The organism is Ensifer sp., assembly GCF_035999135.1.
In the GTDB taxonomy this organism is placed as follows: domain Bacteria; phylum Pseudomonadota; class Alphaproteobacteria; order Rhizobiales; family Rhizobiaceae; genus Ensifer.
Genome location: NZ_DASYGZ010000207.1, coordinates 12,095 through 31,747 on the forward strand (window position 1 = coordinate 12,095; position 19,653 = coordinate 31,747).

General features: G+C 64.4%; 16 protein-coding genes. 3 read left to right on the forward strand and 13 right to left on the reverse strand.

Annotated elements, in window-relative coordinates; translation table 11 throughout:
• Positions 1-34 precede the first annotated feature (34 nt).
• The 8 genes from VGO12_RS27730 to VGO12_RS27765 form a co-directional block, all read right to left on the reverse strand.
• On the reverse strand, positions 35-1,564 hold the full coding sequence (locus VGO12_RS27730; protein WP_327515943.1) for an FGGY-family carbohydrate kinase: 1,530 nt from the start codon (positions 1,562-1,564) through the stop codon (positions 35-37).
• A gap of 126 nt (positions 1,565-1,690) precedes the next feature.
• Positions 1,691-2,533 (reverse strand): class I fructose-bisphosphate aldolase, encoded by an 843-nt coding sequence (locus VGO12_RS27735; RefSeq protein WP_422653424.1) that lies wholly within the window; start codon positions 2,531-2,533, stop codon positions 1,691-1,693.
• Positions 2,506-4,248 (reverse strand): glycerol-3-phosphate dehydrogenase/oxidase, encoded by a 1,743-nt coding sequence (locus VGO12_RS27740; RefSeq protein ID WP_327515944.1) that lies wholly within the window; start codon positions 4,246-4,248, stop codon positions 2,506-2,508. The genes VGO12_RS27735 and VGO12_RS27740 overlap by 28 nt, the downstream gene beginning before the upstream one ends.
• Before the next feature lie 11 nt (positions 4,249-4,259).
• Complete coding sequence (locus VGO12_RS27745) at positions 4,260-5,255, reverse strand: aldo/keto reductase (protein ID WP_327515945.1); 996 nt, start codon at positions 5,253-5,255, stop codon at positions 4,260-4,262.
• Positions 5,252-6,262, reverse strand: coding sequence for a sugar-binding transcriptional regulator (locus VGO12_RS27750; protein WP_327515946.1), 1,011 nt, complete (start codon positions 6,260-6,262; stop codon positions 5,252-5,254). The genes VGO12_RS27745 and VGO12_RS27750 overlap by 4 nt, the downstream gene beginning before the upstream one ends.
• Positions 6,263-6,264: 2 nt before the next feature.
• Positions 6,265-7,254: an ABC transporter permease gene (locus VGO12_RS27755; RefSeq protein ID WP_327515947.1), complete on the reverse strand. Its 990-nt coding sequence runs from the start codon at positions 7,252-7,254 to the stop codon at positions 6,265-6,267.
• 28 nt (positions 7,255-7,282) lie between these two features.
• Positions 7,283-8,827 carry a sugar ABC transporter ATP-binding protein gene (locus VGO12_RS27760; protein WP_327515948.1) on the reverse strand — a complete coding sequence of 515 codons (1,545 nt, stop codon included), beginning with the start codon at positions 8,825-8,827 and terminating at the stop codon, positions 7,283-7,285.
• A gap of 60 nt (positions 8,828-8,887) precedes the next feature.
• Positions 8,888-9,916 carry a substrate-binding domain-containing protein gene (locus tag VGO12_RS27765; RefSeq protein WP_327515949.1) on the reverse strand — a complete coding sequence of 343 codons (1,029 nt, stop codon included), beginning with the start codon at positions 9,914-9,916 and terminating at the stop codon, positions 8,888-8,890.
• A gap of 232 nt (positions 9,917-10,148) precedes the next feature.
• On the opposite strand from VGO12_RS27765, the gene VGO12_RS27770 reads away from it, so the two are divergent.
• Positions 10,149-11,135, forward strand: a complete 987-nt coding sequence (locus VGO12_RS27770) for a substrate-binding domain-containing protein (protein WP_327516034.1) — start codon at positions 10,149-10,151, stop codon at positions 11,133-11,135.
• A 66-nt stretch (positions 11,136-11,201) separates the two neighbouring features.
• Here VGO12_RS27770 and VGO12_RS27775 read toward each other — a convergent pair whose 3' ends face one another.
• The 5 genes from VGO12_RS27775 to VGO12_RS27795 form a co-directional block, all read right to left on the reverse strand.
• The gene (locus VGO12_RS27775; protein ID WP_327515950.1) at positions 11,202-12,467 is read right to left on the reverse strand and encodes an ABC transporter substrate-binding protein; all 1,266 of its coding nucleotides are present in this window, start codon (positions 12,465-12,467) and stop codon (positions 11,202-11,204) included.
• Between the two features lie 24 nt (positions 12,468-12,491).
• Positions 12,492-13,328 (reverse strand): carbohydrate ABC transporter permease, encoded by an 837-nt coding sequence (locus VGO12_RS27780; protein WP_327515951.1) that lies wholly within the window; start codon positions 13,326-13,328, stop codon positions 12,492-12,494.
• A complete protein-coding gene (locus tag VGO12_RS27785) occupies positions 13,325-14,248 on the reverse strand; it encodes a sugar ABC transporter permease (RefSeq protein ID WP_327516035.1) in 924 nt (307 codons plus the stop codon). The genes VGO12_RS27780 and VGO12_RS27785 overlap by 4 nt, the downstream gene beginning before the upstream one ends.
• A gap of 343 nt (positions 14,249-14,591) precedes the next feature.
• Positions 14,592-15,758 (reverse strand): ABC transporter ATP-binding protein, encoded by a 1,167-nt coding sequence (locus VGO12_RS27790; protein ID WP_327515952.1) that lies wholly within the window; start codon positions 15,756-15,758, stop codon positions 14,592-14,594.
• On the reverse strand, positions 15,755-16,597 hold the full coding sequence (locus VGO12_RS27795; RefSeq protein WP_327515953.1) for a metallophosphoesterase: 843 nt from the start codon (positions 16,595-16,597) through the stop codon (positions 15,755-15,757). Before VGO12_RS27795 ends, VGO12_RS27790 begins: the two co-directional genes overlap by 4 nt.
• Before the next feature lie 421 nt (positions 16,598-17,018).
• Between VGO12_RS27795 and VGO12_RS27800 the strand changes: the two genes are divergently transcribed.
• Together VGO12_RS27800 and VGO12_RS27805 are read left to right on the forward strand one after the other, a co-directional pair.
• Positions 17,019-18,107, forward strand: coding sequence for an ABC transporter ATP-binding protein (locus VGO12_RS27800; protein ID WP_327515954.1), 1,089 nt, complete (start codon positions 17,019-17,021; stop codon positions 18,105-18,107).
• 33 nt (positions 18,108-18,140) lie between these two features.
• Positions 18,141-19,439 (forward strand): PotD/PotF family extracellular solute-binding protein, encoded by a 1,299-nt coding sequence (locus VGO12_RS27805; protein ID WP_327515955.1) that lies wholly within the window; start codon positions 18,141-18,143, stop codon positions 19,437-19,439.
• Positions 19,440-19,653 lie beyond the last annotated feature (214 nt).

The window sequence follows — 19,653 nt, forward strand, 5'->3', positions numbered from 1 at the left end:
GGCCAGCGGCTGGTTGTGATTGTCGGATTGGCAATCAGGCAGCAGCTTCCCTTTCCGAGGGTTCCGTCCTGGCCAGTCGGCGCCAGATCGGCGCCAGCGCCGCGGCGATATCGCCGTGGAGCGCGAATCGCCTGTCGTAATGCGCCCGCAGCGCCGGGTTGGGACGGTAGTGCCGCTCGGTGCGGACCATCGCGGCCGCACCGGCCGAAAGGTCGGCAAACAGCCCGATCCCGACGCCGGCGGTGATCGCGGCCCCAAGCGCGCCGGTCTCGCGCGACCGGGCGACCGTGACCGGCACGTCAAGCACGTCGGCGAAGATCTGCGGCCAGATCAGGCTGCGCGATCCGCCGCCCGACAGCACCGCCTCACTGAAGCGCGCGCCAGCGGCGCGCAGCGTCGCGATGTGCTGGCGATGGCCGAAGGCGACGCCTTCGAGCAGGGCGCGCACCAGATGCCCCTTCGTATGCCATCCGGCGACACCGTAGAAGCCCGCCCTGGCATGGCCGTCCTGCTGCGCCCCGTAGAGATAGGGGTGATAGAGCGGATCGTCCGCGCCGGGCTCGATCTCGGCCGCCAGCTGGCAGCAGAGGTCGAAGGGGGAGCGACCATCCTTGCCGTCGTGCGGAAACAGTTCCCGCACCAGCCATTCGAGATTGGCAGCGGACGTGGCGCTCGCCTCGATCGCCATGTAGCGCGTGCGATCGAAGGTCGAGGACATGAAGATCGGCCGCGAGAGGTCGGGTTGATCGACAATCACCTGGTTGATGCTCCATGTGCCGGCGATGATCGAGGCGGCCCCGGTCTTGGTCACGCCGGAGCCGATCGCCGAGGCAACCACGTCGAAGAGGCCGCCGACGACGGGGGTGCCGGCCGAAAGGCCCGTCTCCGACGCCGCCGTCGCGCTGACCCGGCCAACCATGGCATCGCTCTCGAAAAGCTCCGGCAGCAGATCCATGCTGTCGCCAAGGCCGTAGGCGGCCATCAGCGCCTGGTCGTAGCGCCGTCTTGCCACGTCGAGCAGGCCGGCGCCGCTCATATCGGAGACATCGCTGACGCGGGCGCCGGTCAGGCGATTGACGACGAAATCCTTGCACAGGAACACCGTGCCGATCTTCGCGAAGAGATCCGGCCGGAAACGCTTCAACCAGGCGAGCAAGGTCGGCGTTTGCGACGCCCAGGGGCTTTGTCCGGCGATCGGATAGGTTCGCGCACCGACGCCTTCCGCCTGCCATTCATCGACGATGCCGGCAGCGCGGGTGTCGAGCGACTGGATGCCGAGAAGCGGCTCGCCGTTGCGGTCAAGCGCATAAAGGCCGTTGCCGTGGCCGGCGCAGCCGATCGCTACGATCTCGTCCGCGCTGATGCCGGCACGCTCGATGACGGCACGGATGACCACCTTTGCCTGGCTCCAGAGCTCGCCGAGCCCACGCTCGACATGGCCGGGCGCCGGCATATGGCTGTGGCCCTCTTCTGCGGCAAATGCGACCTCGTTGCCCTCCCGGTCGAACAGCACCGCCTTGATCACGGTGTTGCCGGCGTCGATCCCGAGCAGATACTCTCCCATGCGCGAACCCCTCCCAAGGCTCTGATCCAGACAGGCCGGGGCGCCGCCGCTCTCCTTGACGGCGTCGGCCTCCGCCCCCTTCATCAACGGCATCGCACCCAGGGCGCGACGCCGTCTCAACCATTCTCAACCGCGCTGGTAAAGCGCGTAGGCTTCCTCACCGCCGGCATCCTCGTGGATGATCGCCATCAGGCCGCGCACGACGGCGCTCGGATTGGCGTGCTGGTAGATGTTCCGGCCATAGACCATGCCCATTGCGCCCTGGCGCATCAAGGCCGCCGACTTGTCGAAAACGTTGCGCAGGTCTTCCTTGCCGCCACCGCGCACCAGAACCGGGCAGCGCGCCGCCTCGACCACCCTGTGGAAATCCTCGGCATTGGTGGTTGGGTCCGCCTTGACGATGTCGGCGCCCATCTCGCGCGCCAGCCGCGTCAGCGTCACGATCTTCTCGGCGTTGCCGTCGACCATATAGCCGCCATGTTCGGTCACCGGCTGCATCACCAGAGGCTCGATCATCAGCGGCATGCCGTACTTGTCGCAATCGGCGCGCACACGCGAAATGTTGGCGACGCATTGGCGAAAGAGATCAGGTTCGTCCGGCAGCATGAACAGGTTGACGACGACGCAGGCCGCATCCATCGCCAGCGCGCCGATCAGCGGCTCGGCTTCGTTCTGCAGCACCGCCCACATGTCCCTGTGTCGAATCCGGTTATAGGGATTGCCCATGTCGATGCGCATCACAAGCGCCGGCTTTTCCTTGCCGGGCACGTCCTGGAGCAGGTCCGCCTGGCCAAAATTCATCTGGATCGCGTCCGGACCGGCGGCGACCAGCGCCTTGACCACCGCCGACATGTCTTCCAGCCCATTGAGGAAGGACGGTTCGTTGCAGACGCCGTGATCGATCGCGACATCGAGGCAACGTCCACCGCCGAAGAGACGGTTCATCCGGACCTTGCTGTTGTTTCGCATAATGCACTCCTTTGTTCGTTCCGTGCGGAAAGGGTTTCCTCGCCGACGCCGTGGCGCTCGGCGAGAAGGGTCAGAAAACGCTTGCGCTCTGCGGCCACGCGCGCCGGCTGCCAGCGCTTCTCGGTCGCAAGCAGCGCCAGCGCCGCATCGGCCATGTCGAGCGAGAGTTCGCCTGTGATCGCGAGCGTGGTGCGCCGCAACAGCAGGTCGTCGAGGTGCTCGACGGCCTCGTCGCGGATGAGGAACTGCAGTTCGCGCGCCGAATAGTCAGAATGCGGCAGGGCCTCGTCAGGGCCCGCGGCGATGAAATCGGCAATGAGCGTCGCGTGGGTACCGTAGCGCGCAAGAAGCGTGCGCAAGCGCCCCTTCGAAAGGCCGGTCTCAGCCGCGATACCGTCGATCCAGGCCTCCCGGTCGGCGGGAAAATGCTGCCCGCCACCGATGGGGCGATCGCCCGTGGAGATCAGACGTGGCTGGCCGAGGCGCTCAAGGGCCAGATCGGCCGCCAGTTCACCGAAGGAGCGGAACGTCGTCCACTTGCCGCCGATCATGCAGAGCACCGGCGGCGCCTTTTCGCCCCCCTCCACGAAGGTACAGAAATGATCGCGCGGGATCCGGCCGGTAAAGCTGTCCTGGCTTGCTGGCAGCGGTCGCACGCCCGAGAACTGGAAGACGATCTCCTCCGGCCGGATCCGGATGTCCGGCAGCACGAAGGCGAGCGACTGCAGGATGTAGTCGCGCTCGTCCGGTTCGCAGCGCACCGTCTCCGGGTCGTCGACGCGGATGTCGGTCGAACCCACCAGCACCTTGCCGAGATAGGGAAAGAGGATGCAGATGCGGCCGTCCTCGTTCTCGTAGTAGATCATGTGCCCGTCGAGCGCTTGCATCAGCGCCGGGCTGTCGATGATCAGGTGCGATCCCTTGGTCCCGCCCATCAGCGGGGCAGGCTTTGAGGGCAGCAACGTCCCGTTGGCGAGATCGATCCAGCCACCCGTCGCATTGATGATCAGGCTCGGCTCGATTGCGGCACGGGTGCCGGTAACAGCGTCCTTCAGTTCGTATCGCCCGGATGCGTCAAGGGACAGCTCCGCATAGTTCATCGCGCGGGCATGGGCTCCGGCGGCAAGTCCGTCCTTCAGCAGCTCGATGCCGAGCCGCTCCGGCTGGCTGACCCAGGCGTCATAATAGGTGGCCGAACTCTTGATCTGAGGGTTGAGGGCTGGCCAGCGGGAAAGGGTGGCGCGGCGCCCGCGAAAGGCATGCTTGGGCATCAGTGCGCGCTTGCGTGTCAGGAAATCATAGATGCCGAGGCCCATCTTGACCGCGATGGCGCCGCGCCGGCTCGGGCGACGGGTGAGGCCAAGGAACCGCACGGCGCCGTTGGCGAGCCCTGAGAACAGGTCGAAGACCGGCACCGTCGTCGGCAGCGGCGCCACATAATGCGGCGCGTTCTTCAACAGCCGGTCGCGCTCGACGAGAGATTCCCTGACCAGGCTGAATTCGCCGTTTTCGAGATAGCGAAGGCCGCCATGCACCATGCGCGACAGCGCCGCACTCGCACCCGAACAGTAGTCGTGCTTTTCGACGAGCAGCACGTTGATCCCCTGCAGCGCCAGTTCGCGAAAGACGCTGAGACCGTTGATGCCGCCGCCAACGACGCACACGTCCACCTTCGGGCTCTTGGCGAGCCCGCTGAAAATCTCTTCACGGTTCATGATGGCGTCCGTTAGCTGTCCATGTTGACGAGTTTCGCCGCGAGCGCCGCGTCGATCCCCCTAAGGTCGTCTTCGTCGAGCCGGATTGTCCCCGCCCTTGCATTGTCGATCGCCTGTGCCGGATTGCGCGCGCCGCAAAGGGCAAAGGTCACGCCCTCCTGCGCAAGCGTCCAGGCAATGACGATCTGAGCGATCGTCGCGCCATGCTTCTCGGCGATCGGCCGGATTGTTTTGGCAAAGCTCGCGACTTTCTCACGGTTGCCGACCGAGAAGCGCGGATTGTCGCGTCGCTGGTCATCTCCCGAAAACACCCGCTCCGGTCCGATGCCGCCCGACAGAAGCCCGAGCGCCAACGACGAATAGCTGAGTGTCGCCACACCGTTGCGACGCGTCAGCGGCAGGAGATCCGTTTCGATCTCGCGATCGATCATGCTGAAGCGTTCCTGGATGGCATCGAGCCCGCCAATCGCGACGTACTGTTCCAGTTCGCCGCGGCCGACATTGCTGGCGCCGATCGCCCGGATCTTGCCAGCCGTGCGCAGCTCTTCGAGTGCCGCAACCGTCTCCTCGATCGGCGTCGTCGGGTCCTGCCAGTGAGTGATGTAGAGGTCGATATAGTCGGTTCCGAGCCGCTTCAGGCTCTGCTCCACCTCGTGACGGATCGCATCGCGGCCCAGATAGCGGTGCACCGGCTTGCCGTCCTGGTCGAAGAAGTGGCGGCCCTTGTCCGTGTGCCAGACGAGACCGCATTTGGTGGCAATGACCGCCTCGTCGCGCCGGCCGGCAATCGCCTTGCCGACGATCTCCTCCGAACGCCCGAGGCCATAGGCCGGCGCCGTGTCGATCAGGGTCACGCCGGCGTCGAGCGAGGCCTGAATCGCGGCGATCGACTCTTTCTCGTCGGTGCCGCCCCACATCCAGCCGCCAATCGCCCAGGTGCCGAGCCCGACGGCCGAAGCCGTCACGCCCGAACGGCCGATCTCGCGCGTCAATTGATCCCCGCTCATGCCAGAAGTCCCTTTTCGCTTGCCATGGCGAGCACCCGCGCGCCGGTCGCCTCGTCGGTTACCAATGTGTCGAGATGCCGCCCGCGCATGACGCTGAGGATCGGCCCTGCCTTGTTCGGACCGCTCGCCACCCCGATCTTTGTCGGGATCGAGGCGAACTCTTCGAGCGTCAGCGAGACCAGCGAACGGTTGAGGCTGTAGTCGCAGACCCGTCCCTCATCATCGAGCAGATGGGCCAAGAGTTCACAGCTTGCGCCGGAGCGCTCGATCGCCGCCCGGTCGGTGCTCGAGGACGGATGCAGGTCGTAGTAGCTGGAGTCATCGGACAGGATCGAACCGATGCCGACCACCGCGACCTTCGCCTCGCGCGCCCGGCCGAAGACATCGGCGACCGCGCGCATGTTGATCAGCATCGCCCGTTCCGCGGCGCTGTCGGCAAAGAGCGGCGCGTGGATCTGGAAGGAGCGGCCGCCGAGCCGGTCGGCCATCATCGTCGAGACGTGGTTGACGTCGGTATAGTGCTTGCCCTGGACGCAGCCGGTTCCCGGGATCACCTCGACATCGAAGCGGCGCGGCGCCTGCAATCCTGCGACGACGGCGCTGACGCCCTTGCCGCCGGTGATGCAGATGGTGTCGCCATCGCCGATCTCTTCGAGCAGCAGCCGTGCTGCCGCCTCGCCGACCGCCTGGAGCGCGGTCTGCTGGTTGTCGGAAACCGTCGGCACGACGATCGCCCGACGGATGCCGCCGATCGAAAGCAGCTGCTCTTCCATGTCGACCAGCGGCTCGATCGGCGACTTGATCTTGATCTCGACGAGGCCGAGCTGGCGGCCGCGCTTGATCAGCCGGTTGACGGTCGGCTGCGAGATGCCGAGCCGGTCGGCGATCTGCGACTGGGTCAGCCCTTCAAGGAAGTGCAGGACGAGGGCCTGGTGCATTTGCCTGGCGACGACGAGCTCTTCGCGCGCGCCTGAAACCGGGGACAGGGTGGGTTTGGCAATCGGCATGGTCAGGCGGCCTTCCGCTTGTGCAGCAAGTGATCGATCGAAACGGCGGCCAACAGAATGCAGCCTTTGATCATGTCCTGCCAATAGACGGACACGTCGAGCAGGATCAGCGAACTTGTGACGACCGAAAGCAAGGCCATGCCGAGGATCGCGCCGAGGATGGTGCCGGAACCGCCGTTGAGCGAGGCGCCGCCGATGACGGCCGCCGCGATGATGTTGAGCTCCATGCCGACGCCGAAAGTCGGCGTCGCGGCACCAAAGCGCGACATGTAGATGACGCCTGCCACACCGGCGAGGGTCGAGCAGAGCACCGTCACCCAGAATTTCACCTGCTTGGTCCTGATGCCCGAGTAGAGCGCCGCCTTCTCGTTGCTGCCGGTATAGAACACCTTGCGAAAGGCGGTCGCCCGGCGCAGCAGGAAGTCGAACAGGATGACGACGGCGACGAAGATCAGGATCACATAGGGAACGCCGTGGAAGGTGCCCTGCCCCACCGCCTTGAAGGAGGCCGGCAGCGTGAACAGCGACAGCGGCGTGCCCTTGGTGATGACGAGGCAGAGGCCGCGCACGATGACCATCGCCGCCAGCGACGTGATGAAATGGTTGAGCCCGACGACGGTGACGAAGAAGCCCATGATCATGCCGATCATACTGCTGGCAAGGATGCCGACCAGCGACGCCGTCCAGGGGTCGACGCCGGCGAGAAACAGCGACCCTGCCAGCACCATGGCAAAGCAGACGACCGAGCCGACGGCGAGGTCGATGCCGCCGACGATCAAGAGGATCGTCATGCCGACGACGACGATGCCTTCGACCGAGAAGCTCATCAGCATGGCGCGCATGTTGCCGAAGGTGAGGAAATGCGGCGAGGCGAAGCTCATGATGAGTCCAAGCGCCAGGATGATCGCGATCAGTCCTGCCTCGCGCATCGTGCCGATGCGCTTCCAGGCCGGCGCCTGCCTCTCGGTTGCAACCATCGTATCCACTGCCATTTCCGCCTCCCCGGCTCTTTCCGTTCTTTCAGGCGACATGGGATGTCCTGCCTGTCGCGGTTCCATCCGCCTGCGTCACGCCGGACGCCAGGCGGATCACCGCCTCCTCGCTCATCTCAGTGTTGTCGAGTTCCCCGGCGATGGCGCCCTCGCGGATGACCAGGACCCGGTCGCAAAGCCCGAGCAGTTCCGGCAGCTCCGACGAAATCACGACGATGCCGATCCCTGTCTCCGTGAGGTCGCGCAGCAGCCGGTGGATTTCGGACTTGGCGCCGACATCGATGCCGCGCGTCGGCTCGTCCATCAGAATGACTTGCGGCCGAACGGCCAGTTGCTTGGCGATCGCCACCTTCTGCTGGTTGCCGCCCGAGAGCGATGACACCGGCATGTCGATGCCGCCCATGCGTACGCCGAGCCGCCGCACGAAATCGCGGGCAAGATCGGCCTCAGCCCTGGCGTTCAGCAGGCCGAGCGGGCCAGTCAGCGTCTTCAGGTCGAGCACCGAGATGTTCTGGGCGATCGACAGCTCGGTGAAGACGCCGGATCCCTTGCGATCCTCGGAGAGATAGACGATGCCGGCATTGACGGCGTCGCGGTAGTTGCCGATGCGCTGGGTCTTTCCGCGCAAACTCACTTCGCCGCGCGATTTTGCCCTGAGACCACAGATCGCCTCGGCGATCTCGGTGCGGCCGGACCCGATCAGCCCGCCGATCCCGAGGATTTCGCCGCGCTTCAGATCGAAGGAAACGTCGTCGATCCGGGTGCCGTCGCTCAAGTTGCGAACCGAAAGGATCGCGTCCGCCGAGCGCGCTTCCGGCGCCTGTTTCGGCGGATAGAGCTGGCTGATTTCGCGGCCGACCATGCGCCGCACGACATCATCGGGCGTCACGTCGGCAATCTTCTCGGTGACCACGTGGCGGCCGTCGCGAAACACCGTGACTCGGTCGCAGAGCGAAAAGATCTCGGCCATGCGGTGGCTGATATAGATGATCGAAATGCCCGCGGCCTTGAGATCGCGGATGATGCCGAACAGCGCCTGGGCCTCAGCTTCCGTCAGCGCCGCGGTCGGCTCGTCGAGGATCAGCACGCGGCAGTCGAGCGTCAGCGCCTTGGCGATCTCGACGAGCTGCTGGCTGGAAATGGCAAGGTCCGCGACCTTGCGGCGCACGTCGATCGGCGCCAACCGGTTCATCACGACCTGAGCTTCGCGCTCCAGCGCACCGTAATTCATCAGCGGCGAGCGGCGGCGGTTGGTGGCGGCCATGAACATGTTCTCGGCCACCGTCGCGTCCGGGCAGAGCGCGATTTCCTGGTGGACGAGACCGATGCCGAGCGCCTGGGCGATCGCCGGCGAACCGATTTTGACAGGCGCGCCGTCGACAAGCACCTCGCCTTCGTTCGGCTGCAACACACCGGCAATGATGTTCATGAGCGTGGATTTGCCCGCGCCGTTTTCGCCGCAAAGCGCATGGATTTCTCCGCGCTCGAGCCGAAAATCCACTTCCGTCAACGCCTTCACCGCACCGAAATGCTTGGTGACGCGCCGGACCTCCAGAACCGGTTGTGCTGTCATGCTGTCCTCCACCCGCATCCCTGGCTGCCCGGCATGGACCGGGCAGCCAATTCATGGATCTTACTCGTCGATACCCTTGGTGCCACGACGCTTCAGGTACTTGTCCCAGTAGAAGTCGTCGGCATTTTCGGCGGTGACGATCGAAAGCCCGTTGTCGACGACGGGGATGCTCATCGGGTTGAAGCCCGAGCGCTTGGCGTCGTTCATCGGGTCGATCAGTTCAGGGTGTTTCGCGAGCCAGAGCAGCATGAAGCCCATGTAGCCCTGCATGCCCTGGTTCGGGTTGATCGAACCGAAGACTTCGCCGGCCTTGATCATGTCGAGGATGTTGGCGTTGACGTCGGCGCACATGACGAGCACCTTGCCGCCGCTTTCCTTGCTCGCCTGGGCAGCACCGATGGCGGAGTTGGCTTCCGGCATGAACACGGCGCCGAGGTTCGGATTGGCCTGGATGAGGCTCATCAGCCCCTGATAGGCCTTGTTCGGATCCTGGTTGGAAGCGGCGCGGCCGACGAGTTTCATCTCGGGCCACTTTTCCCCCATTCGAGCGACAAAGGCGGCGATGCGCTTGTCGTGGTTGTCCTGGCCAGGGTTCTCAAGCACCGCGTATTCGCCCTTGCCACCCATTTTCTCGGCGATCGCGTCGGCGGCATAGGTGCCTTCGCGGGTGTTGTCCGAGGTGATGAAGGAGACGCGCTTCGACAGCGGCGAGTCCGCCGCAAAGGTGACGACAGCCGTGCCCTGGTCGATCGCGCGGTTGATCGGCTCGATGAACGGGTCCGAGTTCATCGGATGCACCAGGATGCCGGCCGGGTTCTGGGCAAGCGCCTGGTCGAAGGTGGCGATCTGCTTGTTGACGTCATATTCCGGCGTACCGGTGTATTCGGTCTCGCAGCCAAGCTGCTGGCCGGCCTGCTTGAACATTTCATAGACCGGGAACCAGTATTCGACGCCCGACACCATGACGTTCATGACGTATTTTTCGCCGGGCTGGCAGCGAAACGGGTTCGCCGTCTCGGCGCTGGCCGAGCTTGCCCAGAATGAAGTGGCAATGACCGCCAGAGCGGTCGTGCTGAGAAATTTGCGCACGCGTCCTCCTCGAGGCCGAAGCCCCTCCCAAAAACCGATGGACCGCTTCCTTGCGGCCGCTGAAAGCATGAGTTCGCCGGAACTCCTCCTCGACTTCCGACGATTGCGATTAAAGCCGCGGACTCACCGACTGTCAATATAATTCACAGCTTGAATAATAATTCATGCGCGATGTGGAAAAGAGCGGATGTGTCGTCAATCTCCTGTTACCAAGACCCGCTACAGCGCGGCCATGGCCACCCTGCAACAGATCGCCTTTCATGCCGGCTGCTCGCTCGCAACCGTCTCGCGCGTGCTCACCGGCGAAGGACCGGTCAGCGACGAGATGGTTCGGCGCGTGCGGCGGGCGGCTGCCGAACTCGGCTACCGGCCGCAGCCCACCTCTAGCCGCACGGCTGGGCGCAACCAGCCTGTCGTCGGGGTGCTGGTGCCGAGCGTCACCAACCCGGTGTTCGCCGCCTCGCTTGCCGGCATCCAGCACCGGCTGCAGGCGGCCAACCATGGCGTGCTGATCGCCCAGTCCAATTACGACCCGGCGCTGGAGGCGCGCGCCGTGCGCTCGCTGCTCGAACAGCGCCCGACCGGCCTGATCGTGACGCTCTGCAACGCCCGCACCAGCGAGGCGCTTTCGGCGGCACTGCCACCGACCGTGCTTTTGAACAACCGCCCTGTCGCCCGCTTTCCCGCCGCCGTCACGGTCGACAATTATCGCGCCGGATTCGAGCTCACGCGCCACATCCTTGCACGCGGCCACCGCCGGATCGTCGTCGTCTCAGGTCATTTCCACTCCTCCGACCGGGCGCGGCTGCGTTATGACGGTTACGTCGCCGCCATGCAGGAAACAGGCATTGAGCCGATCGAAGCGATCGAGATCCCCTTCGTCGACGGCTATGAAAACCTCGATCTCGGGACGGTCATCACAGACCATCGCCCCACGGCAATCATCGCCTCCAACGACCTGCTCGCGCTTGGCGTCGTCGCGGCGCTGCGCCGCGAAGGTCTCTGTGTGCCGGATGATGTCTCGGTCGCCGGCTTCGACGGCATCGCGCTCGGTCGGCTGATGACACCGGCACTGACGACGATGTCGATGCCCGATGGCGACATGGGGCTCGCCGCGGCGGCCCTGCTGCTCGACATGGCCGAAAACGCGTCGGGCTGCCGTCATCTTACCCTCGAGAGCAGGCTCTTTCCGGGCGGGACGGTCCGTCGCCTCGGCTGACCGACAAGGCGGACGCCGCCCACGGAGTTTCCTCCGGGGCGGCGACAATCATCACAAGGGATCCGTTCAACTGCGCGGCAGCAGGCTTTCGACTTCGGCTGCAGCCTCGTCCAGCGCTTCCTTCGGCGTCGCCTGCTGCTCGACGATGCGCGACAGGTTCTCGACGATCGTCTGGGTGACCTTCACGCCGTTGCTGCCCGGGAAGGCATACCAGGGGCGCATCAGCGGCATCTGCTCGAGGCCGGCGCGAAACAGCGGGTTTTCCTTGTAGAAGTTGGCGAGATAGTCCGGCGACTTGGCAGCAAGCTCGTTGTTCGGCACGTAGCCGGTGCCGGGAACGACCACCGAGGCGCCATAGGGGCCGGCGGCGAACTTTGCAAACTTCCAGGCGGCTTCCTGCTTTTCGGCATCGCTGGTCAGGATGACGACGGCATTGCCGCCGGTCGGCAGCTTGCCCTTTGCCGGATCGATCAGCGGAATGTGCGCCGTGCGCAGGTCGAACTTGTCGCCGACATTCTTGATGGTGTTGCGCAGCGCGCCGGTCGTCTGGAAGGCAAAGCCGACCTTGCCGGCAACAAAGGCCTGTTCGCCGGCCTGCTTGGTCAGAACCGGCAGGCCGCCGTCCTTGACCATGCGGTCGAGCACGTCGACGGCCTTCTGCCCTTCGGGACCGTTGAAGGTCACCTTGCTTTCGTCAGCGCTCAGCATGTCGCCGCCGGCGCCGAAGAGCAGGGCCGAGAACATCCAGTCGTCGCCCTGCCAGCGGAAATCGATGCCCTCGTTGCCGTCGCCAAGCGCCTTGATCTTGCCCCCGAGCGCGATGACCTCGTCCCAGGTCTTCGGCGGGTTTTCCGGGTCGCCGCCGGCTTTGCGCACCAGATCGGCGTTGTAATACATGATCGGGTTGGAGGTGGCGAAGGCCAGACCCACCTGCTTGCCGCCGACCTGGGCGAGCTTCAGGATGTTTTCCGAAAAGCCCTGCTCGGCCATGTTGCCGTCCTTGGCGATGAACGGGCCGAGGTCCACGGGAATGTCGCGCTCGTTGACCATGCGCAGGCGATTGAGGCCGATGAAGGTGAGATCCGGCATCTCGGCCGTTCCCGCCTGGCGCATGATCGTCTGGATGCCTTCCTCATAGGTCGCCGAGGGGTTGGCAAAGGTGATCTTGATATCGGGGTTTTCTTCCATGAACTTCTTCGAGATCGTGTCCATCACGTCCTTGAAGAAACCGGGCATCGGATAATGGATCGTCAGCTGGGTCTCGGCGTTGGCGGGGGCTGCGAGCATCAGCGATGCAGCGGCCGCAGTGAAAAGCTGTCTCAGATGTGTCATGGGTTGCGCTCCAGGTTGGACCGTTCAGCCTTTGAGACCGGTCATGGTGATGCCCTCGACGAAGCGCTTCTGCGCCAGCAGAAAAGCCGTCACGAGGGGAAGGGTGATGATGAGGGTCGCCGCCATCAGCGCGCCGTAGTCGTCGCCGGCTTCGGCCGCGCGGAAATAGAGCAGGCCGAGCGGCGGAGTGGCGTACTCCTGGTTGGTGACGACGATCAGCGGCCAGAAGAGATCGTTCCAGTGGGCGACCACCGAGAAGATCGCGAAAGCGGTGATCGCCGGCCAGGCGTTCGGCACGATGACACGTGCGACGATGCCGGCCTCGGACATGCCGTCGAGCCGCGCCGCATGGATCAGGTCATCCGGCATGGCGCGGAAGAACTGCAGGAACAGGAAGATGGCGAAGACCGAGATCGAGAACGGCGCCACAAGTGCCGTGTAGCTGTTCAAGACCGAGAGCCTGTCGAAGGCGACATAGATCGGCAGCGCGGTCGCATGGATCGGAACCAGCAGGCCGAGCATGACGAGAACCATCATGGTGCGGGCGGCGCGGAACTTGAGCTTTGCCATGGCATAGGCGCAAGGGATGGCGACGACGACCTGGATGATGAAGATCAGGGCGCAGACGACGACGCCATTGAAGAGCAGGGCCCCCATCGAGACGCGCGACAGCGCCTTGGAAAAGTTCTCCACATAGGACCATTGCTGCGGGATCAGCGACAGCGACGAGGAGAAGATCTCGCTCTGCGCCTTGCCGGCGGTCGACACCATGAAGATGTAGGGCGCAAGGAAGAGGAGCGCGCCGAACGAAAGGACCGCGAGGCGAAAGACGCGGGCGACGGAGAAAGCGTTGGGGGTCATGCGTAATGCACCTTCCGGTCAAGCACGCGGTACTGCAGGAACATCAGGACGACGAGGATTGCGAGGAAGACGACGGTCATCGCCGAGGCGTAGCCGACCCGCAGGTAGACGAAGCCTTCCTGGTAGATGGTGAAGAGCAGCACTTCCGAAGCCTTGTTCGGCCCACCCTCGGTCAGCGTCTTCACCGTCTCGAACACTTTCACCGAATTGATGATGCTGATGGTGGCGACAAACAGCGTCGTCGGGCCGAGCATCGGCCAGGTCACGAGGAGAAAGCGGTCGAGCCAGGATTTTGCGCCGTCGACTTCGGCCGCCGCATAGAGCTCGCGCGGGATGGCGGTGAGGCCGGCGAGGAACAGCACCATGTTGAAACCGACCGACTGCCAGATGCCGATGATTGAGAGGCCGTAGAGCACCGTGCTTGAAGCGCCGAGCCAATTGGGACCGGCGATGCCGAAAAGCGCGAGGAACGTGTTGATCGGGCCGATCGTCGGGTGGAACAGGAACTGCCAGACGGTTGCCATGGCAACGAGCAGCGAGGCGACCGGCAGGAAATAGACCGTGCGGAAGAAGGCTCGGCCCTTGGTTTCCGCCTCGATCAGCATGGCGATCGAAAGCGCCAGCACGATCGAGACCGGGGTGACGATCGCCGTATAGACGGCGGTGTTCCAGAGCGACCGACGGAACGTGCGGTCAGAGAAGAGCTCGGCATAATTCTCGAAGCCGACAAAGCGGAAGCTTCCGTAGCCAAGCTCGAAATCGGTAAAGCCGAGCACGATCACGGCCAGCGTCGGCAACAGGATGAAGAGGAAGAGCAAGACGATTGCCGGCAGCGCAAGCAGCCAGGCAATGCGGGCCTCGCGGCGATCGGGGAGGTAGCCGGCATCGGCGCTGGGAGCGCGAGACTGTCGCTGTGCCAGATCGGCGCTAAGAGAAGACGGCCCGGATTCTGCAGAGGCGTACCCCCCTCTGCCCTGCCGGGCATCTCCCCCACAAGGGGGGAGATCGGCCGGCGGCAGGCGCTCGCTTGAGCCAGGACCGTCGGTCCGCTCAGGGCCAATAGCCACAAGACCAGCTGCTTTGCGCGCAATCGTTTCGTCACCGGCGACTTGCCCCGATTGCGTCCCCAACAAGGTAAGCGAGGCACGGGACGCGGCCTCCAGCTGATCTCCCCCCTTGTGGGGGATATGCCCGGCAGGGCAGAGGGGGGTATCGCCACCCGCAGCACCGCGCTCCGTCGCCAGATCTTGATCGCCCCCCGCCTCAACCATGAACCGTCTCCAGCGTTGCTGCGATCGCGACTGGCTCCGCCGCAACGCGCGCGCCATCCCCGTCAAAGAGCATCGCGCGCTCCGGCATGATATTGACATCGACCGGCTGGCCGAGGCTGAGCGAGGCGGCCTCGGAGGGCGTCGCCTTCGAGGTCATCACCTCTCCGATCGCGTCCAGGCGGGCGTGGACGATGACTTCCGAGCCGAGGAACTCCATCCGCTCGACCCGTGCCGTCAGGCGACCGGCGCTTACCGGTTGGAAACGCACGAATTCCGGGCGAACGGCCATTTGCACCGTTGCATCCGGCATCTGGCCGCGCTTGGCGAGCAGCACGAGATCACCGAAACGGACGATACCGGCGGCGTCCGTGCGGGTGGCAAGCACATTGATCTTCGGCTGACCGAGGAAGCGCGCGACCTCGATATGCGACGGGTTGTCGTAGATCTCCTTCGGGCCTGCCAACTGCAGCAGATTGCCCCCGATCATCACCGCCACCCGGTCGGCCATCGAAAGCGCCTCCGACTGGTCGTGGGTGACGTAAAGGGTCGGCACGCCGGCGCGGCGGTGCAGGTCGACGATCTCGCCGCGGGCATGGACGCGCAGGTTGGCGTCGAGGTTGGAGAGCGGCTCATCCATCAGGAAGACGGCGGGGCGGCGCACCATGGCGCGGGCGAGCGCCACGCGCTGGCGCTGGCCGCCGGACATCTGCCCGGGCTTGCGGTCGAGCAGGTGGTCGATCTTCAGTGCCAGCGCCATTTCCTTGACCTGGCGCTGGATGTCGGTGCGGATCTGCTTCTGTCCCGGCAAGAGATTGCCGATCACAGGAAGGCGCTGCGCCGCCGTCAGCCGCCGCATGGCGAGCGGCACGGCGATATTTTCTCCGGCTGTCAGATGCGGATAGAGGGCATAGGACTGGAAAACCATCGCGACGTTGCGATCGGCCGCGGCCATGCGGACGACGTTTCTGCCGCCGATGACGATCTCGCCGCTGTCGCCATGGTCGAGCCCGGCGACGATGCGCAGAAGCGTGCTCTTGCCGCAGCCGGAGGGGCCGACGAGCGCGATGAATTCGCCCGCCTCCGCCTCCAGGCTGACGCCCTTCAGAATGGCGTTGCCGCCATAGGACTTGGTGATGCCGCGAAGCGAAAGCACGCTCATTGCGCCGCCTCCACCTGTGGCTTCTTCTTGGCCGCCAGCGGATAGATCTGTTCGACGATCGGATCGAGCACGTGGTTGACGAGCCCCGGGACCCTGATGATCTCGCTCGATACGCCGGCGTCGCTGAACGCATGCACGACGGCGCCGACCAGCCGCTCGCCCGGCATCGGCCGCTCCAGCGTGTCGATGATGAAGGAGGTCGGCGGCGCCCAGACGAGCGAGGTTCCAGCGTGGTCGCCGGTCCAGGCCCAATGAAGATGCCCGCTTGCATGCAGCGCCACAGCGGCGCCGGCAAAGAGGTCAAAAAGACGCTGGCGCTGACGGGGGCGAATGCCCCAGTAGCCGGTATCGCCTTCCTTGGGGTCGTCGACAAAGAGCGGCTTGTGGGCAAAGACCGCAACCTGGCGCCCGTCGCGGTTCTGCAACTGCTCTTCGAGCCATGCGAACTGCCTTTCCTCTTCCTCGTCCTCAAAGCCGAGGAGCAGGCTGTTGAGGCCGATCAGCCGCCAGTCACCGCGGTCGAAGACCCAGTAGTCGGGGCCGGCAAGACGCCGCCAGCGGGCAAGCCGCTCGGCATCGACCGGCTGGTGCGAGCCCGGCAGGTGGCCGACGTCGTGGTTGCCGGGCACGGTGAGCACCGGCATCGATAGCTGGCCGATCAGGCCAAGCGAAAAGCGGATGTCGTCTTCGTGGTCGGCACCATCGATCGTCACGTCGCCGGTGTGCACGACGAGATCGGGCGCCACCGCCTCTATCCAGGCGCGAACAGGTTCCCAGTTGCCGTTGAAATGGCTCTTGGTTGGGCTGAGATGGGTGTCGCTGATCTGGACGATCTTCATGGAAACGGGCCTCCGACGATGGCTTCAAGGCGGCAGATCGGAGGGATTCGATCTCCCTTCTCTGCGGTTGGCCGCAGTGTTTAGGGAGCTGCCATGTCAGTTTGGTAACAGCCGTTCTCAGCTGATTTTCAGTTTCTCCATGAAAGCGTCACTTTCGCCGGGCGCACCCCTTTGTGGCACCGGCTGCCGTGACGAAACGGCATTGCCGCCACATGCCGCATCGCCCACATTTCATACTATTGTATACAATGGTTGCGCATATTGACGACAAGAAGCTCATTTCCTGAGCAGCCGGGTTCCTTGGCCCTTAGATGAGGCCTTCGGGAAATCACCCCGTTTTTCACACGAAAGCAGAGGCTTAAACGCGGAAATCAAACTTGGCACGATTGATGCTTCTCCTTTTCTGCAAGGAGAACGCCTCATGTCGAAAGCCGCAGAGATCGATATCGTTTCCGTTTCCAAGATGTATGGCGCGACGACGGCCGTGCAGTCGATCAGCCTCAAGATTCCGGGGGGAAGCTATTGCTGCTTCCTTGGTCCGTCCGGCTGCGGAAAAACCTCGACGCTGCGCATGATCGCCGGCCACGAGAGCATCTCGTCGGGCGATCTGAGGCTCGGCAACGTCGTCGTCACCGATTTTCCGCCAGCCAGGCGCAGCACGGCGATGATGTTCCAGTCCTATGCGCTGTTCCCGCATCTCGACCTCGTCGACAACGTCGCCTTCAGCCTGAAGATGAAGGGCGTCGACCGTGACATAAGGCGCGCCAAGGCGCTCGACATGCTGAAACTGATGCAGATGGAGGCCTACGGCACCCGTCGGCCGGCCCAGCTTTCGGGCGGTCAGCAGCAGCGCGTGGCGCTCGCCCGCGCGCTGATCACCGAGCCCGAAGCGCTGCTGCTCGACGAGCCGCTGTCGGCGCTCGACCCGTTCCTGAAGATCCGCATGCGCGCGGAACTGAAGAAGCTGCAAAAAACGCTCGGCATCACCTTCGTGCACGTCACCCACAGCCAGGAGGAGGCGATGGCGCTCGCCGATCTCGTTGTCATCATGAACAACGGCCGGATCGAGCAGGCGGCAGCACCCCGCACGGTCTTCGAGCGGCCGGCCACCGCCTTCGTCGCGCGCTTCATGGGCGACCACAACGTTCTCTCGGGAAGAGTTCGGGCGATCAGAGCCGACATCGTCGAGATGGAGACGACGGAAGGCCAGGTGTTTTCGGTGCGCGACATTGCTCAGGAGGTCGGCAAGCCGATCGACATCGGCGTCCGCACCGATCGCGTCAGGCTCGCCGCACCGGACGACAAGGGCCTTGGCTTCCAGGCGGTGGTTTCCAACGTCGAATACCGCGGCGCGTCGGTGAAGCTCACCGCCATCGGCGCCGGCAGCGACGACTTCACGGTGATCGTCAGCGACGCCGACTATTTCAGCAAGCCCGTCGCCGTCGGCGACGCGGTGTCCCTGAGCTGGGCTCTGGAGGACGTCGTCCCCCTCGGCCGCCTTTCCGCATGAGCCAATCAACCATCACAAGAAGGGGAACTGCACATGACGACTGAAACCAGGACCGAGAAACCGTCAAGCGGCCTGACACGCCGTTCGCTGTTGAAGACCGGCGCGGCCGCCGTCGGCGCGATCGCCGGATCGGGCGCGATCACCGGCTTCCCGACAATCTGGGCACAGAACCCGATCACGCTGCGCCAGTTCGGCACCGGCGTGTCGAACATCAATGCGATCGCCGAGAAGTGCAAGGAAGACCTCGGCATCACGCTCGAAATGACGGCGACCGATTCCGACGCTGCCGCCCAGCGCGCGGTGACCCAGCCGGATTCCTACGACATTGCCGACATCGAATACTGGATCGCCAAGAAGGTCTTCCCGGCCGGCGTCATGCAGCCGATGGACGTCAAGAAGATCAAGTATTTCGACAAGATCGTGCCGCTGTTCATCGACGGCAAGCTGAAGCCCGAAAGCGTGGTTGCGCAAGGGACGGCGCCGCATACCGTCGGCTTCGTCGAAGCGCAGGACGCAAAGAGCTTCGCCAAAGCACCGACCGACTGGATGACGCTGATCCCGACGATCTACAACGCCGACACGCTCGGCATCCGCCCGGATCTCGTCGGCCGCGAGATCTCCACCTGGGCCGACATCATGGACCCGGCCTTCAAGGGCAAGACGGCGATCCTCAACATCCCTTCGATCGGCATCATGGATGCGGCGATGATCATGGAGGCCATGGGCAACATCAAATATGCCGACAAGGGCAACATGACCACGGACGAGATCGACAAGACGATCGACTTCCTGATCAAGGCCAAGCAGGACGGCCAGTTCCGCGCCTTCTGGAAGTCCTTCGACGAAAGCGTCAACCTGATGGCGTCGGGCGAAGTGGTCATCCAGTCCATGTGGTCGCCGGCGGTCGCCGCCGTGCGTTCCAAGGGCATCGCCTGCAAGTACCAGCCCTTGAAGGAAGGCTACCGCGCCTGGGGCGGCGGCCTCGGCCTTGCTGCCCACCTTCAGGGCGCGCAGCTCGATGCTGCCTACGAATACATCAACTGGTACCTCTCCGGCTGGGTCGGCGCCTACCTCAACCGCCAGGGCTACTACTCCGCCGCGATGGAGACGGCCAAGGGCTTCATGTCCGAGGACGAATGGGGTTTCTGGGTCGAAGGCAAGCCCGCCAAGGGCGACATCCTCTCGCCCGAGGGCAAGATCATGGAAAAAGCGGGCGCGGTGCGCGACGGCGGCTCCTTCGACGAGCGCATGGGCAAGGTCGCTTGCTGGAACTCGGTGATGGACGAGGACCGCTACATGATCAAGCGCTGGAACGAGTTCATCGCGGCGTGATCATTGGTGTGACGCCGCCAGCGGCGTCATTGCCCCTCTCCTCGGGTTTAACCCGAGGACTAACCCTCTCCCCGCGTGCGGGGAGAGGGGACGTGCCACAAGCGGCCACTGAGGGTGAACCTAGGCGGTCGAGCATGGCAAGACATGCACCACATCTGCCTTCTCCCCGCCAGCGGGGAGAAGGTGCCGTCAGGCGGATGAGGGGCTGCCTCAC

What these genes read in the sequence shown, in the direction of transcription:
- VGO12_RS27730 (WP_327515943.1), bottom strand. Translation starts at nt 1,564, where the DNA reads ATGGGAGAGTATCTGCTCGGGATCGACGCCGGCAACACCGTGATCAAG.
- VGO12_RS27735 (WP_422653424.1), bottom strand. Translation starts at nt 2,533, where the DNA reads ATGCGAAACAACAGCAAGGTCCGGATGAACCGTCTCTTCGGCGGTGGA.
- VGO12_RS27740 (WP_327515944.1), bottom strand. Translation starts at nt 4,248, where the DNA reads ATGAACCGTGAAGAGATTTTCAGCGGGCTCGCCAAGAGCCCGAAGGTG.
- VGO12_RS27745 (WP_327515945.1), bottom strand. Translation starts at nt 5,255, where the DNA reads ATGAGCGGGGATCAATTGACGCGCGAGATCGGCCGTTCGGGCGTGACG.
- VGO12_RS27750 (WP_327515946.1), bottom strand. Translation starts at nt 6,262, where the DNA reads ATGCCGATTGCCAAACCCACCCTGTCCCCGGTTTCAGGCGCGCGCGAA.
- VGO12_RS27755 (WP_327515947.1), bottom strand. Translation starts at nt 7,254, where the DNA reads ATGGCAGTGGATACGATGGTTGCAACCGAGAGGCAGGCGCCGGCCTGG.
- VGO12_RS27760 (WP_327515948.1), bottom strand. Translation starts at nt 8,827, where the DNA reads ATGACAGCACAACCGGTTCTGGAGGTCCGGCGCGTCACCAAGCATTTC.
- VGO12_RS27770 (WP_327516034.1), top strand. Translation starts at nt 10,149, where the DNA reads ATGGCCACCCTGCAACAGATCGCCTTTCATGCCGGCTGCTCGCTCGCA.
- VGO12_RS27775 (WP_327515950.1), bottom strand. Translation starts at nt 12,467, where the DNA reads ATGACACATCTGAGACAGCTTTTCACTGCGGCCGCTGCATCGCTGATG.
- VGO12_RS27780 (WP_327515951.1), bottom strand. Translation starts at nt 13,328, where the DNA reads ATGACCCCCAACGCTTTCTCCGTCGCCCGCGTCTTTCGCCTCGCGGTC.
- VGO12_RS27790 (WP_327515952.1), bottom strand. Translation starts at nt 15,758, where the DNA reads ATGAGCGTGCTTTCGCTTCGCGGCATCACCAAGTCCTATGGCGGCAAC.
- VGO12_RS27795 (WP_327515953.1), bottom strand. Translation starts at nt 16,597, where the DNA reads ATGAAGATCGTCCAGATCAGCGACACCCATCTCAGCCCAACCAAGAGC.
- VGO12_RS27800 (WP_327515954.1), top strand. Translation starts at nt 17,019, where the DNA reads ATGTCGAAAGCCGCAGAGATCGATATCGTTTCCGTTTCCAAGATGTAT.
- VGO12_RS27805 (WP_327515955.1), top strand. Translation starts at nt 18,141, where the DNA reads ATGACGACTGAAACCAGGACCGAGAAACCGTCAAGCGGCCTGACACGC.